This is a genomic window from Gordonia hydrophobica NBRC 16057, from assembly GCF_001592365.1.
In the GTDB taxonomy this organism is placed as follows: Bacteria; Actinomycetota; Actinomycetes; order Mycobacteriales; family Mycobacteriaceae; genus Gordonia; species Gordonia hydrophobica.
Genome location: NZ_BCWU01000001.1, coordinates 196,195 through 210,352, shown reverse-complemented (window position 1 = coordinate 210,352; position 14,158 = coordinate 196,195). Strand labels below are relative to the sequence as shown.

The following is a 14,158-nucleotide window of genomic DNA, read 5'->3' as shown; positions in this document are numbered from 1 at the left end:
CGGATCCGGGGCGGGACCGGTGAGAGTGGTCATCGTGAACCATGACTCCGACTTCACCAGGTTCGGCTTGGTCGAGGCAGTCTCACTGCATAGGGGGTACTCCGAGGGACTGTCTCGCGACGACCGGTCGGCGTACCGTCATCGAGCGACAGGTCGCCCCCGCTCATCCCGGGTTCCGGCCGTCGAACAGACGCGAGAGGGGTTGGTCAGTCATGGGACAGACGAGCTCAGAGGACCTACGCACTCAGGTGCGCAACTTCCTGGTGAGCCGACGGGAACGACTGACGCCCGGCGATGTCGGCATCCCCGACCACGGACGTCGGCGCGTCAAAGGGCTGCGCCGGGAGGAAGTGGCACTCCTGGCCGGGGTGAGCGTCGAGTACTACACGAAGATCGAGCGTGGCGACGCATCAGGCGCGACGGCCGCGGTGATCAACGCCATCGCGCGCGTGCTTCGGCTCAACGACATCGAGCGCGAGCACCTCAAACGTCTCACTGCTTCCACCGACGACGCGGACGGTCACACGCGCGCGACGCGGTCGACAATGGCCGTCCGTCCGGAGCTGCAGCGCCTGCTCGACGCCCTCTCCGATGTGCCTGCCTACATCGTCAACAAGCGGTTGGATGTGGTGGCGGCCAACGACCTCGGTCGCGCCCTGTACGCGCCGATGTACGAGTCGTTCCCGCACCCGACCAACACCGCCCGATTCTGCTTTCTCGACGAAGAAGCATCCCGCGCTTTCTGGGTGGACTGGGACGACGTCGCCGCCAAGGGCGTCGCGATCCTTCGCACCGAGCACGGTCTGCGCCCCAACGACGAGGACCTGCGTGCGCTCATCGATGAGCTGCACTGCCACAGCGCGGACTTCCGCCGACGGTGGGCGACCCACGACGTGCATCGTCACTCCACCGGTATGAAGATGATCAACCACCCCGTCGTCGGCCGACTCGACCTGCCCTACGAGAAGCTGCTGCTGCCCGCCGACCCCGACTTGTCGCTGATGACGTACGGCACCGAGCCCGGCAGTCCATCCTTCGACGCGCTGCAACTGCTCCGGATATGGGCCGCGGATCCATCCGGTGCGTCGTCGCAGCGCAAACATTGAAGCCGCGATGAGAGCGGCCCTGACAGGAGCGCACGACGGGTCGACCGTCGTCCTGACGCCGCGCTGAAGTCGGACCGCCTCATTCGCGGTCACCTCCGCTTGCAGTCCGCTCACTTCTCCGAAGTGGGCGACCAGTAGACGGCTCCGTCGGGTATCTCGTAGCCCTTCCCCCAGGCCGAACGATGGGTGAGGTGACCGTCGTAAGCACCGACGCGGGTGAGGGCGACGCCATCGGTAAACACCAACTGCAGGCCGTGCTCTTCTTCCCACGAGCACTCCTCCTCGCTGGTCACATACCAGTGTCCGTCCTCGAACTCGACGTGCGGCCGTCGATTGAACACCACGTTCGACCACACCTGGTCCCGGGTCAGCACCGGCACCACCTCCTCGTCGAAGTCGAGGGCGTGAGCCACGTCGCGGTAGTAGGCGAACAACGCGTCGGTCGCGTCGGTGAGGACCGAGCGATCGATGGCGCAGAAGTTCCTGATGCGCCGGACGACATCGGCCTCTTGTTCGTCCTCGAACTCGTCGAGCGAGAACTCACAGTCCCCGCCGAACGCCTCGACGTGGAGGCGGCTGGTGAAATACCGGCCGGTGGTGTCGTCGAATCGCAGGTCACCGATTCCATCGAGATGTGAGCGCACGTCTGCATTGTGTCAGGACCGGCTGCACACGTCTGGCGTGACACAGCGATCATGAGGTCGCTGCTCGGGCTCTCGCTGCTCGGGCTCACGAGGGTGCCAGAATCCGAGACTGAATCCATTCGTCAATCCCGTCCGCCGCTGCGCGAGCCATCGCGGTCGGATGTCGCGAAAAGGCGTGCGGCGACGCAGGATAGACCCGCACCTCGACGTCGCCGCCCGCCGCGGCGAGCCGGTCGGCCATGGCGAGGTTGTCCTCCAGTAGTACGTCGTCTTCGCCGATGACCATCAGGATCGGTGGGAGGGACTGCAGACGCGCGAAGATCGGCGAGAGGTCAGGAACCGTGCGGTCCGGCGCGTCACCGGCGTACGCCTGCAGAAAGTACTCGTCGGCGATCAGTCTCCCGGCCGGTGTAGTCGCGGACAGGTCGTACGTGCCGCACTCGACCACCGCCCCGTCGAACGCCCGCACTCCTCGGTCGCGCAGCCGCACCAAGGTCGCGAGGACGAGCGTCGAACCCGCCGAGAATCCCATCATGCCCAGGCGGGACGTGCCGAAGCGGGCGGCGGCGTGCTCGATCAACCACAGCGCTGCCGCCTCGCAATCATCGGGTGCGGCCGGCCACGGATTCTCGGGAGCGAGCCGATAGTCCACGCTCACCACCGCCACATTGAGCGCATCGACCAATCGCCTGTTCCGGACATCGCTCGCGGCGGCCGACCCGGAATAGAAACCACCGGTGTGGATTTCGAGGAGCACGCCGCGCGGTCGACGGCCGTCTGCCGGTACGTGGATGCGCACCGTCGTACATCGTCCATCCGCTCGGACCGTCTCGATGGACGGAGGTGGCGCGCACTCCGACGGTGGCGGCGCGGCGGCGCGGAGTTCGAGCAGTTCGTTCGCGTTCGTCGGACCGCGGCCGGGCGGACGACGCTCGTAGAACTCCCGCGATTCGGCGACGAGCGCGAGCACCGCCGGGTCGATGTAGTCCGCCACGTCTCGCCGCATGCGCCCACTGTACGTCCGGCTCCGCTCGCCCTTCACGATCGTGATCACCGTGGCAGAATCCCTTTGCGACGAGCTTGAACAAGGACTGCGATCATGCGATCCGCCGGTCCGGAATCACCCATACCCAGGAGACAGAGTGACTGGGTGCCGCACTCGAGACGGAGATCTTCTGATGACGCTGACGCTGTACCCCGCCTACGATTCGGTCTTCGCCACCGATGAGGCGCTGGGCATCTTCTACCCGCTGTGCACCCTCACCACAGACGACGGACAGGACTTCCACTTCGTCTCGTCGACCGGTCTGTGGCGCGCAGACGAATCCGTGACCACCGAGTTCCGCTTGGAGGGCGGGCGTTACTCACTCGTCGACGACGCGTCGGCCTTCCAGGGCGCGGACGGTGCGCGGCCGCTCTTCGCGGCGCTCGACGCCGACTTCGCCCACCACGGCGAGCAGTACCTGGCGGACGAACTCCGGTCCGGCGAGTACGTGCAGAAGCTCGAGGATCAGGTCTCGCACCTGGCGTCCGAAGATCTAGATCTCGAATACTTCCTGACCACGTTCTACTGCTTCGCGGTCAACCGGCTCATCTTCACCTCGAGTGGGACGTTCAACCAGTTCCGCCACGTCATCGAAGGCTGGGCCGACCCCGATCCGAGCCCGGTGGTGCACGAGGTCGACGAGTCCATGCTCGAGGAGTCACTCGAGGGCGAGGACGACCCGTTCGACGACGATCACCGACTCGGAATGATCATCGGATCGGAGTTCTTCACCGACGGCAACGACGAGATCCACCTGTTCAAAGCCACGACGAGCACCGTCACCGTGGTCTCTGCGTACAGCTGATCGAGCGCGCCGCACCCGTCAGTCGACGCGCTCGGTACTGGTGACCGTGACGATGTAGATCATGTCGGGATCGCCGGTGTCGACTTCTACTACTGTTCCGTCATCACACTTCCCGACCGAGAACGCCGATGCCGACTCGGCGACCCCACCGCGTTTGAGGCCTTCGACGACGTCCTCGACGAGCTCCAACGTTTGATCCATAGCCATGTGCACATCCTCCCCCACTCGAACCTGCGTCGCGCGTCGGCGGAATGCCGCAGCTCGCTCGTCAAGCAGCGTCGCCCAAGGCGACATAGCATTGCGGCATGGCCTTCCCCGTCTCCGAGGACCGAATCCGAATCGCCGAGGAAAAGCTCGGCCGACAACTCCCCTCCGTGTTGCGCGAACGACTCATGGCGGACAACGGTGGTGAGGTCGAAGACGACCGGCGCGACGGATGGATTCTGCATCCGGTCCGCGACGACACCGACCGCAAGCGATTGACCCGAACCGCTAACGACATCGTTCGGGAGACCGAGTCCGCCCGCGAGCAGGCGGATTTCCCGTCTGGCGCCGTCGCGATCGCCGAGGATGGGACCGGCGACGCACTCATCCTGCTCCCCGGGAGCGACGAGATCTACATCTGGTCACACGAGGGCGAGCCACTGGTTCAGACCGTCCTCACCATGCATCCCTGAGGCCCTCATCGAGGCGACGAGGTAAAGCCTCACCGCACTGTGGACGCGGTCACCCACGTTCGCACGAATACTAGGTGTAGAGCATTCCCACCGAGTAGGCCGTGCTCGACGTGCTGGACTCCATGTTCGTCCGACACGGCTTCACAGTCGAGGACGGCATGGTCATGCCACCTCCAAGGGGGGTGATCGCGGCGATCTGCTCCCCTGCCAGGTCCTCTGCACGATCGAGCTCATACTGACTCTGCAGGTTGATCCAGAACTCAGCCGAGGTGCCAAAGTACTTCGCGAGCCTCAACGCGGTGTCCGCAGAGAGACCCCGCTTGCCGTGCACGATCTCGTTGATTCGCCGCGGCGGCACCCCGATCGAGACGGCGAGCTTGTTCTGTGTGATGCCGAAGCCCTCGATGAAGTCCTCCATGAGGACCTCACCAAGGTGGATCGGCTCGATCCTGTCAGTGGTAGTCAACGATCTGCACCTCCTCCGGTCCAGCGGCCGTCCATACGAAACAGATCCGCCGCTGGTCGTTGATCCTGATGCTGTGTTGCCCGACGCGATCCCCCTTGAGAGCTTCGAGCCGGTTGCCTGGTGGGACGCGGAGGTCTTCGAGCACCCCCGCGGATCCAATCTGGCGAAGCTTGCGCAGTGCTACCTTAACGCTAGACGTTAAATCGGAACTCCACCACGTCACCACAGATAGGAACAACCCCTGAACTGCGGGGATACGCCGGGCGGCGCGTCCTAGCGTTGTTCCCAGTCCGGTCTGGACAACACGAAGCGTGAGTACGTGGATCTCTCTCCGAGAGCGCCTCGTAGCGGAGGGCAGGCCCGCGGCCTCGCCGAAGGCGGCGGCGATTCACGCACTGGTCGCCCAGCATGTACGGGAGGTCAATCCACGTGAGTCCTCAGCGCCTCGGCGAGTGGCGGCAGGTAGGTCTCCACGACCTCGCGCACGATCTCGGCATCGACGCCGAAGTACTGGTGGACAAGGATGTTGCGGAACCCACGGATCTGCGGCCAAGCGATCTCCGGGTGAGCCTCGGTGATATCCATCGGCAGATGGTTCACGGCTTCGCCGATGATCTGCAGGTTTCGTTCGATCGCATCCCCGGCCATCTGCACGAGATCGACGTCGCCGTCGAGCGCGACGATGTACCGCTGACAGCGCTCGACCGCCTCGAGCACATCAGCAATGCGATGGGCGGGCTTGCGACTCACAACGCCACCGCGTCAGCGAGAGCAGAGGCCGACACCGGTCGCTTCAGCAACTGGATGGGGAACACATCGACGTCGTCGCGACCGAACAGAGACCTCGCCTCCTCCATCAATCCCGACGCCCTCATCAGCAGGTTGCCGTCGGCCGGATCCATCTCGACGAGGATGTCGATGTCAGAGCCAGCGTCGGCGGTACCGCGCGCGACCGATCCGAACAGCTTCGGGTTTGTCGCACCGTAGCGATCGAGAAGCACCTGGAACTCCTCACGACGCGCGTCGATGAGCTCGCGAAGCGCGAGCGTCTCGGGCGTCAAGGTGCTCTGTGACATGCCTCCAGGGTACCGCTGCCCTCACCGGATCAGCAGGACGCGACTACACGTTGAAGCGGAACTCCACTACATTCCGTAGCTGATAAACATGAGGCGTAAACTGGTGGGCATGGCCGCCACGAAGCCCCTCCGAACCGCCGTCTACCTGCGCATATCCTCCGATCGCGAGCACAACGAGCTGGGCGTCGCCAGGCAGCGCGAGGCGATAGCGACCAAGTTCAATGGCGACCGCCACCAGTTCGTCGGCGAGTACATGGACAACGACGTGCCCGGTACGGGCAGGAAGCGCCGCGGTGAGTTCGAGAGGCTGATGCACGACGTCAGAGCCGGCCACATCGACGCCATCGTCGCGCAGGAGTGGCCACGCCTGGAGCGCAACCGCGAGGACGGCGTGCGGATCATCGAGACGTGCCAGGCACGCCGGGTGCGGCTCATGTTCGTCAAGGGGCCAGACCTCGACTTCTCCGACGCAGCCGGTCGGCTGATCGGCGACCAGATGAGCTCGATCGCCCGCTTCGAGATCGAGCAGAAGGCCGAACGCCAGAGCGCCGGGCAGCGCCAGCGAGCCAGGCAGGGCCGCGCACCCAAGGGCATGCGCCCCCTCGGCTACGACACGGCCGGGCACGTCATCGCCCACGAAGCAGAAGCCGTCAAGGCCATCTACTCGGCGTTCGCCGCCGGATCGTCGCTGCGGGCGATCGCTGCGGCGCTGTCGGGCCAGGCCGATCCCCCGGACGCGGCCGAGAAGCGGATTCCCGAGTCGGTGCCTGCACTACCCAAGCACTCACGCACGGTGATGATCGAGCGCAACGCCCGCCGCGAAAAGGAGAACAAGACCCTGCCGCCCGAGCAGCGCAAGCGAATCCGGGAGGTCCCCGACGACGGCGAGTGGTCACCGTCGACTGTGCTGGGCATCCTGCGGAATCCCAGGTACGCCGGGTACTCCACCTACACGCCCAAGACCGAGCAACCCGACGGCGGCAAGCGGCGCAGCTGGCGCGCGTCGATCCTGCGCGACGAGGCCGGCGAGCCAGTCCGCGGGCAGTGGGAGCCGCTGGTCGACGAGGGCGTCTGGTCGGACGTGCAGGACAAGCTCGATGCGCCCGAGCGTGTGACCAACCGCGGAGGCACCGACCGCAGGCACCTCGGGAGCGGGCTGTACCGCTGCGGGCTGTGCGGCGAGCGGGTGAGGGCCCACTCTGGCCGGTACCGATGCGCCGGGCACATCATGCGCTCACGCGAGCTGATCGACCACTACGTGTCGACCGCAGTCCGCTACCGACTCGGCCGGGAAGACCTGGCCGACCTGCTCCCCTCCCGCGACGAGCCGCGAATGGCCCAGATCCGCGAGGAGATCGGAACGCACCGGGCTAAGATCGCCCGCGCCCAGCGCGACTACGACGACGAGGTGATCGAGGGCCGCGATCTCAAGCGCGTGCGGGAGAAGGCGCAGTCCGCGATCGCCGCGCTGGAGTCCGAGCGCACCAGGCTCGCCGCCGACGCCGTCGTGGGCAGCGTGCTCGGCGCCCACGACCCGGTCGCCGCGTTCGACGCCGCCGACCTCGGGATCAAGCGATCGGTGATCGACGCGCTGTGCGAGGTCCGGCTGTTCCACCACCCGCGCGGACGCAAGGGCTTCGACGAGAAGACGGTGCAGCTGCGCTTCCACGGCGAGGACGACGGGCAGCTACCCACCTGATCGCGTAGGCGCGAGCACAGGCCCCGGCCGGGTGCACGCAGCAGGCTGGGGTCGTGGCCGGCCGCGCGGACCTCGCTGATCACTGAGCGCCGGGAGCGGGACCGGCGAAGCCGGTCGCGGCCCCGCTTCGACATCCCCCAACGTTCGGAGACATCGTGCAACTCACCATCACCCTCGACGAGAATGCCGCGACCGGTCGAACCAGCTGGCACGTCCAGGGTGACCAGCCCGTCTTCGACGGCTCCGCCACGGCCGACAGCCTCGACCAGGCGCTCACCGACGCCACCGCGTGGGTCCGCCAGGTGGAAGCCTCGATCTGAAGCGTCACTGCCCCGGCACCTCGCGGTGCCGGGGCAGCGTCTTCCGCCGTCGTTCCCCAGACAAGCGGCTCGCCTGTCCTATGCGGCTGACAAGATGGGCGGGTGAAGACCTACCCCCTCGTCGTCGGCGACGATCACGTCCAGGGCCTCGCCCACGAGAAGGACCCAGTCAAGGCCGTGATCGAACTCGTCTGGAACAGCCTCGACGCCGATGCGCACCACGTTGCCATCGCCCTGAACCGGAGCCAGACCGAGGTGGTCATCGGCGTGGAGATCACCGACGACGGCCACGGCGTCACGCCCGAGGAGGTGCGCAGCGCGTTCGAGCGGGTCGGCGGTTCGTGGAAGCGGACGGCGCTGCGGAGCCAGGGCGAAAAGCGGCCTCTGCACGGGAAGTTCGGCCGTGGTCGCCTGCGCGCCTTCGCCCTCGGTACCAAGATCGAGTGGGACACCGTCGCCGACAGCACCGACGGCAGGCGTCTACGCTCGGCCGTCACCGCTCGATCGGCCACGCGCGACAGCATCGCCGTCACCGACCCCGTCGAGACCGACGCCGGCACCGGGACGAAGTTCACCGCCGAGGGCAAGGAATCGCTCGACCCCCTCGACGGCGACACTGCCGCCGACCGGCTCACCACCGCGCTGGCGCCGTACCTGATCGCCCACGACGGCGTCGAGGTCGCCTACGACGGCCAGCGCATTCTCCCCTCCGAGAACATCGCCCTCGACACGCCGCTTCCAGTGGAGTGGGAGCACGACGGCACCGTCCGCCACGCCACGCTCCGCGTGATCGAGTGGAAGAAGGCGGCCGGGCGCGAGATCCACCTCTGCGACGCCGACGCCGTCGTGGTCGACACGCTCGACTCGGCTCCCGGACCGGACTTCTCGTACTCGGCGTATTTGCTCTGGGACGAGATGCCCCAGCACCATGACCAGTGGCCGGTCGCGAGGATGGAGACCACGCCGACCGTGCTGGGCGCCATGCTCAAGGAGCTGGACCAGGTGCTCGCCGACTATCTTGATGCCCGCCGCGACGAACGGCGCCGCGAGCAGGTCCAGACGTGGAAGTCCACCAAGGTCTACCCATACCAGGGCGAGCCGGAGTCGGTCGAAGAAGAGGTCGAGCGCGCGGCGTTCGACGTGCTGGCGACGTCCGTCGTCCGGCACATCCCGAAGGACGGCAAGCGCAAGCAACGGCTCACCCTCGGACTGCTCAAGGACTCGTTGCAGCAACGGCCGGGCGAGGTGACAGCGCTACTCGATCAGTACGTAGGCCTATCCGAGGAGGAGCGCGAGCATCTCGACAGGCTCCTGAAGGGCACCGGGCTGTCCAGGGTCATCCAGGCATCGACCGACGTCACGAATCGCCTGGAGTTCCTGGCTGCGCTCCAGTTGATGGTGTTCGACCCCGTCGCTGCCGGAGTCCCTGCGAGCAAGCGATAGGTGTTCGTAAACCCGTTCATTTACAGGTAGCATCGAAGGCGGCGCTGAACCCATCGGCGAACACCTTTCTTGAACAGGAGGCCATCATGGCACTCGTCGGTCTCGTCCGGGTCAGTACCAAGGACCAGGAGGTCCAGCGCCAGCACGACGAACTCGACCCGATCTGCGTCCGCGTGTTCGAAGAGAAGGTCTCGGGCAAGCTCAACGTCGACAACCGGCCGGGCCTCAAGGCCGCGCTGGACTACCTGCGCCCCGGCGACATGCTCACCGTGCTGGAGGTCGACCGCCTCGGCCGGAACCTGCCCGAGGGCCTGTCGGTACTCTCGGACCTGTTCGCCCGAGGCGTCGGCGTCAAGGTGCTCGACGGCATCGCCTCCGGCGAGCACACCGAGCGGTCCTTCGTGCTCGACATGGCACTGGCCATCGCCGAGGACCGTCGCCGCGACATAGCCCGCAAGACCAAGAGCGGCCTGGAGGCTGCACGCAAGCGCGGCAAGGTCGGCGGCCGGCCCAGCGTGGTCGACGACGACAAGCGCGCAGCGATCATCGCCCGCCACGTACGCGACGAATCAATGCGCGAGATCGCGGCCGGTGTCGGCGTCTCGGTCGGCACCGTGTGGAAGGTGGTCGACGCCGAGCGCTCCGAGGCGCCGACGACTGCGGACGGGTGAAATCCTGGCGCGGCGCCTCGCCGACTAGGGATGCGCCCGAGACGCATCCAACTGACGGCACGGCCAGTCGACAGCGCTGACTGCGTCTCGCCCGCAGCGGCGGTATCGTTTTCATGTGGCAAACGAGGAAAGAGGCGGCCGCCCCGTGAAGGCGATAACCGGCGGCGGGCAGCCGCAAGCGAGCGGGGGCAAGGGGCTGTTCGGCGGCAAGCCTTCGAACGGAGGCAAGCCGGCGAAGACTCAGGCCGCCCCACCCCGTCCGCCGCGGCGGCCTCCGCCTGGTGGAGCGGGGCTCAGTTCCGGCTGAGGCGGTTCGTCGGACCAGCTCACGAGTTCGGACCCAGACAGAGGAACGTAGATGCCCTGACTGCACGGCACTGGGGCGATGAAGCTGCCGTCGTTGCCCATCACCCACTCCTCGGTGATGAACAGGTCACGAGGCTCGGGGTAGGTCGAAAAGAACGAATCGCTCTCCTCGATGTATCCGCCGGTCCAGCGGCCTTCGGATGTGCGGATGCGTTCGAAGCAGTCCGCTCTCTTGGGCGCGATGTAGTCCCACGCGCTAGTGGTTGGCGAGAAGGGCTGGCGCTCCCTGCGTTCAGCGACCCAGGTCAAGCGCGAGATCCAGTTGACAGCGAAGGCTAGCGCGACGGGGACGCCGCCCGCCTCCCGAGGACGTTCTCCGATCAAACCGAGACCGTCGTCGGTGCCGGTCTGGCCCGAGATGATTCCCACCAGCCATGGTCCGGCTGCGATGAGGTAGCAGCAGTTGAGCACCACGCTCGCGGCGATCCCATGCACCAGCCGAACGCTGAAGTCCTTCTCGTCTGCTGTCGCACCGCCCCGGAGATGGCGGCGCGTGCCGGTGTACACGAACCCAGGAACGACCAGCAGCAGCATCACACCGATCTGGAACACAGTTTGAGGCACCACGGGACGATCATCGCAGACCTGTGCCCGTCAACCCGGACAACCTCGACGGATCGCCGTCATCCCGTAGGGCGCCGATCAGACGATCACGCCTCGCGTCACGTTCTGCCTCTTCGCGTCCGAGGCCAGAATGTAAAGCAGTTGCCGTGGTTGAGTCTCCAGAAACTCTCGGAAGAACGGCCCAAACTTGCCATCAAGCACCTCAAACAATTCGACGGGTTGGTACCGGGTCAGACTTCCGAGCCAGAACAGCGTCGAGTAGACGCTGAGCCACTGGGGCATTCGCCGCTCAGTCGGCGGTGACAGATACAGATAGAAGCGTCGGAACGGGGCCGAGGCCGTAATCGTCTGCCACAGGAACGGTCGCACGACGTCGACAACGTCGACCACCACGTCCGCCGCGCGACCGGTGTAGCGGACCGGGACACATTGCTCCAGGACGTGGAACTCGCTCTCGACTGTCGGGTCCGGATGCTTCACTCCCCGGAAGTCGGAATCGAGACCGGACTCAGTCAGGATCTTCGTCAACCCCCAACCGCGCGACGCCGCGACCGCGCGGCGCACCAGCACCCTCAGCCAGACGGTGTTCGCGGCCTCATCGTGGATGAATTCGATGCGGTCGATGGGGACGAAGCGTTCGGCCCGTTGCTGCCCGAACGACGCGCACCACATCCGGTGGGCGATCACAGACTGGGCGATGATCCCGCCCACTTCGTAGTGACCAGTGGCAACGGCGGTTCCTTCGAGCGCCCAGTGCAGTTCGTCGATGGCGCTCTTCGGTCCGGTGACCGCCGCAGAGGCGTCGATGTTCAGCTTGGTAGTTACTGGGGAGTGGCCCGTCCCGCCAACCGGGGAGACGCCGTGGCGAACCTTCCCCACGAGGTCGCTGCGCCCGCGGCCCATAGCGATCGCCTTCGCCAGATTCAGGAAGGAGTAGTAGTACAGTAGCGGCCTCGTCTCTATGCTGCTGGCTCGCTCCGCCGCCTCGAAGTACTCGCGCGCCTGCCGCACAAACGAGGCAGCCGCACTTTTCTCGGCTTGCCCTGTGATGGACTCCGTGACGGCTCCAGCGATCACCGCCCACGGATCGGTCGCGTAGAGCGTCGAGTGACGGCCCCAGCGCCGACTCGTCTTCACCATCGGGTACAGCGAGAAGTCGAGTTCTCGTTGCCTCACCATCAGCGGCGTGCCAGGACGTGCGGGCGGAAGTCGCATGACGTCGAGTGTCCCACGCGGCAGGTTCGACGCCGAGCCAGTCGTTCACACCCCACCCGACACCGCCGGCGCAGCCGGCCCGGCGACCACGTCGAACCCGATTCGAGGAGGACTCGCCATGCCCGCACCCACGACCACCCCAGCTGCCGATCTGCTGATCGCGCTGGCCGCGCTGCACCCGCACAACGCCGAGATCGCTGCGGCGAACGCGGCGATGGACTTCGCGTTGTCCCGCGCGCTCGACGAACAGCAGATCGGCTATCTCGCAGACGTGGTCAGCGCCGCCGAGACGCTGGTGGCCGGCCAGATCCTCGTCACGATCCGCGTCGAGAACACCTACGCGACGGGGCAGGGCTTCGTCCACCAACTCGCCGTCGCCGCGCCGGCACCCGCCGACGCCGCCGATCCTGACGAGTGGGCGTCCGAGCACCTGCTCCAGTTCACCGGCGACGGGCCCAAATACGCGCAGACCGAGGGTTTGTACGAGGTCGAGGTGATCGGCTGCGACGACCGGCCGGAACTGGTCGGCGCCGCGGCCAGCGCGCAGGCTGAGCGGCATGGCTGATTCCGATGCCGTCGTCGCCCGCCCGCGACCGGCTCGGCCGGGCGCAAGCGGCCGAGAAGGCCACGCAGCGGTGGCTCGACGGTTCGCGCACGGACTCGAGTTCGATCGCCGCAAGCACCAGCTGGAGTGCGCCTGCTGGGAACGGCAGGTCGCCGAGGCCGAGCTGTCGCGGGCTCTGGCCGCCGGTGCGGGCAAAGCCTGACCGTCGAGTCCGGCCGTGGTCACCAGGGCGCCGGCGGAGCCGTCGGCATGGGCCTCCCTCGAACACTGATCCGAGGGAGGCCCCCAACGACCACTCCACCCGACAGGTGGGTCGAAGAGCAGATCGCCGCCGGCCGGCTGAGTCCCGGTGCCCGCGGCATGAGCGCCGAGGATGCCGCTGAGCAGCACAACCAGGCGAACGGGCTCGACACGTCCGACGCCTACTACCTCTACACGCCGAACACGGCGCAGGCGACCGCGCGCGATGTGTTGTCGCTCGTGGGCATAGACGTGCCGGAGAACCACTGGGTGACGCTCACCGACACCGACCAGACCGGAATCCGCTTCGTCGAGTACCACATCAATCCCAGTCAGCTCGAAGGCGGCATCGAGCAGTACCGCCTGACCACCGGCGAGGCCATCGAGGAGGATCACTGATGAGCACCACGAATATCGTCGAACCCACCGTCTGGATCGGCTGCCTTCTTTGCTACAACGCCGGACGCCTCGTGGGCCACTGGTACGGCATCACCGAGGCCTGCGAAGTCGACGTCGCCACCGTCCACCGCGGGTCAGGTGTGCGCTGGCGGGCCGAGGGCTGTGAAGAACTCTGGTGCCTGGACCTCGACGGGCTGCCGGTCCACCACGAGATGAGCCCGGCCGACGCCGCGGCGTGGGGCGAAGTCTACGAGCAGGTCGGCGAGCAGTGGCCCGCCGTGGCGGCTTGGGTGCCCGGCGGCGACTACGTCGCCGAGGGCGATGGCGAGCTGCCGGCGCTCGGCGAGTTCGAGGACAGGTATCGCGGCTGCTGGGAGTAGTTCAAGGATTTCGCCTACCAGCTCGCCGAGGACTTCGCGATGTTCGAGGGCCTACCCGAGGACTCCAATCTGGTCCGGTACTTCAACTGGGACAGCTGGATTCGCGATCTCGAAGCCGGCTATTCCGTGGTCGACGCTCCGGACTACTCGGTTTACATCTTCGAGAGCCAATGATCCAAGAGGAGTGATGCACGGTGGAGGTCCCCGAGTTCAAGGTCGTCGGAGCAGAAGGTATCCGCGACCTGAACGTCCTGCTCGATCTCGTCGGGCTGGAGGCCCGGATCAACCTGCTCTTCGACGCCCCGCGGGCAGCACTATTTTGGGCGTGGACGTGTACTTCGTGGATGCTGCCGACGAGAACGGCCACCGCAGGAAGTACTTCATTCTCAGCAAGCAGATCCGGGTCGATCGCGGAGAGCTGCGGATCGTTCGCACCCCGGACGAACCACCTGCCAGCATGTTCTGACCAAAGTGAAC

At 66.4% G+C, this 14,158-nt stretch carries 22 protein-coding genes; 13 read left to right on the top strand and 9 right to left on the bottom strand.

Translation table 11 applies throughout. From position 1 onward, the window contains the following. Positions 1-212: 212 nt before the first annotated feature. A complete protein-coding gene (locus GH2_RS01020) occupies positions 213-1,106 on the top strand; it encodes a helix-turn-helix domain-containing protein (protein ID WP_066161909.1) in 894 nt (297 codons plus the stop codon). Positions 1,107-1,216: 110 nt separating this feature from the next. On the opposite strand, the gene GH2_RS01015 is transcribed toward GH2_RS01020, so the two are convergent. Beyond that, positions 1,217-1,750 (bottom strand): DUF6985 domain-containing protein, encoded by a 534-nt coding sequence (locus GH2_RS01015; RefSeq protein WP_066161906.1) that lies wholly within the window; start codon positions 1,748-1,750, stop codon positions 1,217-1,219. Between the two features lie 85 nt (positions 1,751-1,835). Next, on the bottom strand, positions 1,836-2,756 hold the full coding sequence (locus tag GH2_RS01010) for an alpha/beta hydrolase (RefSeq protein ID WP_066163209.1): 921 nt from the start codon (positions 2,754-2,756) through the stop codon (positions 1,836-1,838). 172 nt (positions 2,757-2,928) lie between these two features. On the opposite strand from GH2_RS01010, the gene GH2_RS01005 reads away from it, so the two are divergent. Continuing rightward, positions 2,929-3,600: a hypothetical protein gene (locus GH2_RS01005; protein WP_066161903.1), complete on the top strand. Its 672-nt coding sequence runs from the start codon at positions 2,929-2,931 to the stop codon at positions 3,598-3,600. Positions 3,601-3,618: 18 nt separating this feature from the next. Here GH2_RS01005 and GH2_RS01000 read toward each other — a convergent pair whose 3' ends face one another. Then, complete coding sequence (locus tag GH2_RS01000; RefSeq protein WP_157085960.1) at positions 3,619-3,807, bottom strand: hypothetical protein; 189 nt, start codon at positions 3,805-3,807, stop codon at positions 3,619-3,621. A 98-nt stretch (positions 3,808-3,905) separates the two neighbouring features. Here GH2_RS01000 and GH2_RS00995 point away from each other — a divergent pair, with 98 nt between their 5' ends. Beyond that, on the top strand, positions 3,906-4,277 hold the full coding sequence (locus GH2_RS00995; protein WP_066161897.1) for an SMI1/KNR4 family protein: 372 nt from the start codon (positions 3,906-3,908) through the stop codon (positions 4,275-4,277). Positions 4,278-4,347: 70 nt separating this feature from the next. Here the strand turns inward: GH2_RS00995 and GH2_RS22255 are convergent, their stop codons facing one another. The 4 genes from GH2_RS22255 to GH2_RS00975 all read right to left on the bottom strand — a co-directional run bounded on the left by GH2_RS22255 (position 4,348) and on the right by GH2_RS00975 (position 5,819). Then, the gene (locus GH2_RS22255; protein WP_372434426.1) at positions 4,348-4,743 is read right to left on the bottom strand and encodes a HigA family addiction module antitoxin; all 396 of its coding nucleotides are present in this window, start codon (positions 4,741-4,743) and stop codon (positions 4,348-4,350) included. Beyond that, complete coding sequence (locus GH2_RS00985) at positions 4,730-4,981, bottom strand: type II toxin-antitoxin system RelE/ParE family toxin (RefSeq protein ID WP_066161894.1); 252 nt, start codon at positions 4,979-4,981, stop codon at positions 4,730-4,732. Before GH2_RS00985 ends, GH2_RS22255 begins: the two co-directional genes overlap by 14 nt. A gap of 182 nt (positions 4,982-5,163) precedes the next feature. Beyond that, a complete protein-coding gene (locus GH2_RS00980) occupies positions 5,164-5,493 on the bottom strand; it encodes a HepT-like ribonuclease domain-containing protein (protein WP_066161891.1) in 330 nt (109 codons plus the stop codon). After that, positions 5,490-5,819: a nucleotidyltransferase family protein gene (locus GH2_RS00975; protein WP_066161888.1), complete on the bottom strand. Its 330-nt coding sequence runs from the start codon at positions 5,817-5,819 to the stop codon at positions 5,490-5,492. Before GH2_RS00975 ends, GH2_RS00980 begins: the two co-directional genes overlap by 4 nt. A gap of 109 nt (positions 5,820-5,928) precedes the next feature. On the opposite strand from GH2_RS00975, the gene GH2_RS00970 reads away from it, so the two are divergent. The 4 genes from GH2_RS00970 (at position 5,929) to GH2_RS00960 (ending at position 9,952) form a co-directional block, all read left to right on the top strand. Beyond that, positions 5,929-7,518 (top strand): recombinase family protein, encoded by a 1,590-nt coding sequence (locus tag GH2_RS00970; RefSeq protein WP_066161885.1) that lies wholly within the window; start codon positions 5,929-5,931, stop codon positions 7,516-7,518. A gap of 155 nt (positions 7,519-7,673) precedes the next feature. Further along, positions 7,674-7,838 carry a hypothetical protein gene (locus GH2_RS21515; protein ID WP_157085959.1) on the top strand — a complete coding sequence of 55 codons (165 nt, stop codon included), beginning with the start codon at positions 7,674-7,676 and terminating at the stop codon, positions 7,836-7,838. 102 nt (positions 7,839-7,940) lie between these two features. Next, entirely contained in the window at positions 7,941-9,281 is a 1,341-nt protein-coding gene (locus GH2_RS00965; RefSeq protein ID WP_066161882.1) for an ATP-binding protein, read from the top strand. An 86-nt stretch (positions 9,282-9,367) separates the two neighbouring features. Next, positions 9,368-9,952, top strand: a complete 585-nt coding sequence (locus tag GH2_RS00960; protein ID WP_066161880.1) for a recombinase family protein — start codon at positions 9,368-9,370, stop codon at positions 9,950-9,952. A gap of 240 nt (positions 9,953-10,192) precedes the next feature. Here the strand turns inward: GH2_RS00960 and GH2_RS00955 are convergent, their stop codons facing one another. Together GH2_RS00955 and GH2_RS00950 are read right to left on the bottom strand one after the other, a co-directional pair. Then, positions 10,193-10,870 carry a DUF6338 family protein gene (locus GH2_RS00955; protein ID WP_066161877.1) on the bottom strand — a complete coding sequence of 226 codons (678 nt, stop codon included), beginning with the start codon at positions 10,868-10,870 and terminating at the stop codon, positions 10,193-10,195. 90 nt (positions 10,871-10,960) lie between these two features. Beyond that, on the bottom strand, positions 10,961-12,097 hold the full coding sequence (locus GH2_RS00950; RefSeq protein WP_066161874.1) for a YaaC family protein: 1,137 nt from the start codon (positions 12,095-12,097) through the stop codon (positions 10,961-10,963). A gap of 118 nt (positions 12,098-12,215) precedes the next feature. On the opposite strand from GH2_RS00950, the gene GH2_RS00945 reads away from it, so the two are divergent. From GH2_RS00945 to GH2_RS21505, 6 genes are all read left to right on the top strand, one after another. Beyond that, positions 12,216-12,662 (top strand): hypothetical protein, encoded by a 447-nt coding sequence (locus GH2_RS00945; RefSeq protein ID WP_157085958.1) that lies wholly within the window; start codon positions 12,216-12,218, stop codon positions 12,660-12,662. After that, positions 12,655-12,864 (top strand): hypothetical protein, encoded by a 210-nt coding sequence (locus tag GH2_RS21510; RefSeq protein WP_157085957.1) that lies wholly within the window; start codon positions 12,655-12,657, stop codon positions 12,862-12,864. The genes GH2_RS00945 and GH2_RS21510 overlap by 8 nt, the downstream gene beginning before the upstream one ends. Positions 12,865-13,022: 158 nt before the next feature. Beyond that, complete coding sequence (locus GH2_RS00940) at positions 13,023-13,301, top strand: hypothetical protein (RefSeq protein WP_239588504.1); 279 nt, start codon at positions 13,023-13,025, stop codon at positions 13,299-13,301. Beyond that, positions 13,301-13,681, top strand: coding sequence for an antirestriction protein ArdA (locus tag GH2_RS00935; RefSeq protein ID WP_239588503.1), 381 nt, complete (start codon positions 13,301-13,303; stop codon positions 13,679-13,681). The genes GH2_RS00940 and GH2_RS00935 overlap by 1 nt, the downstream gene beginning before the upstream one ends. A gap of 39 nt (positions 13,682-13,720) precedes the next feature. Beyond that, on the top strand, positions 13,721-13,855 hold the full coding sequence (locus tag GH2_RS22165) for a hypothetical protein (protein ID WP_275583799.1): 135 nt from the start codon (positions 13,721-13,723) through the stop codon (positions 13,853-13,855). Between the two features lie 151 nt (positions 13,856-14,006). Beyond that, positions 14,007-14,147: a hypothetical protein gene (locus GH2_RS21505; RefSeq protein ID WP_157085956.1), complete on the top strand. Its 141-nt coding sequence runs from the start codon at positions 14,007-14,009 to the stop codon at positions 14,145-14,147. Positions 14,148-14,158: the final 11 nt, after the last annotated feature.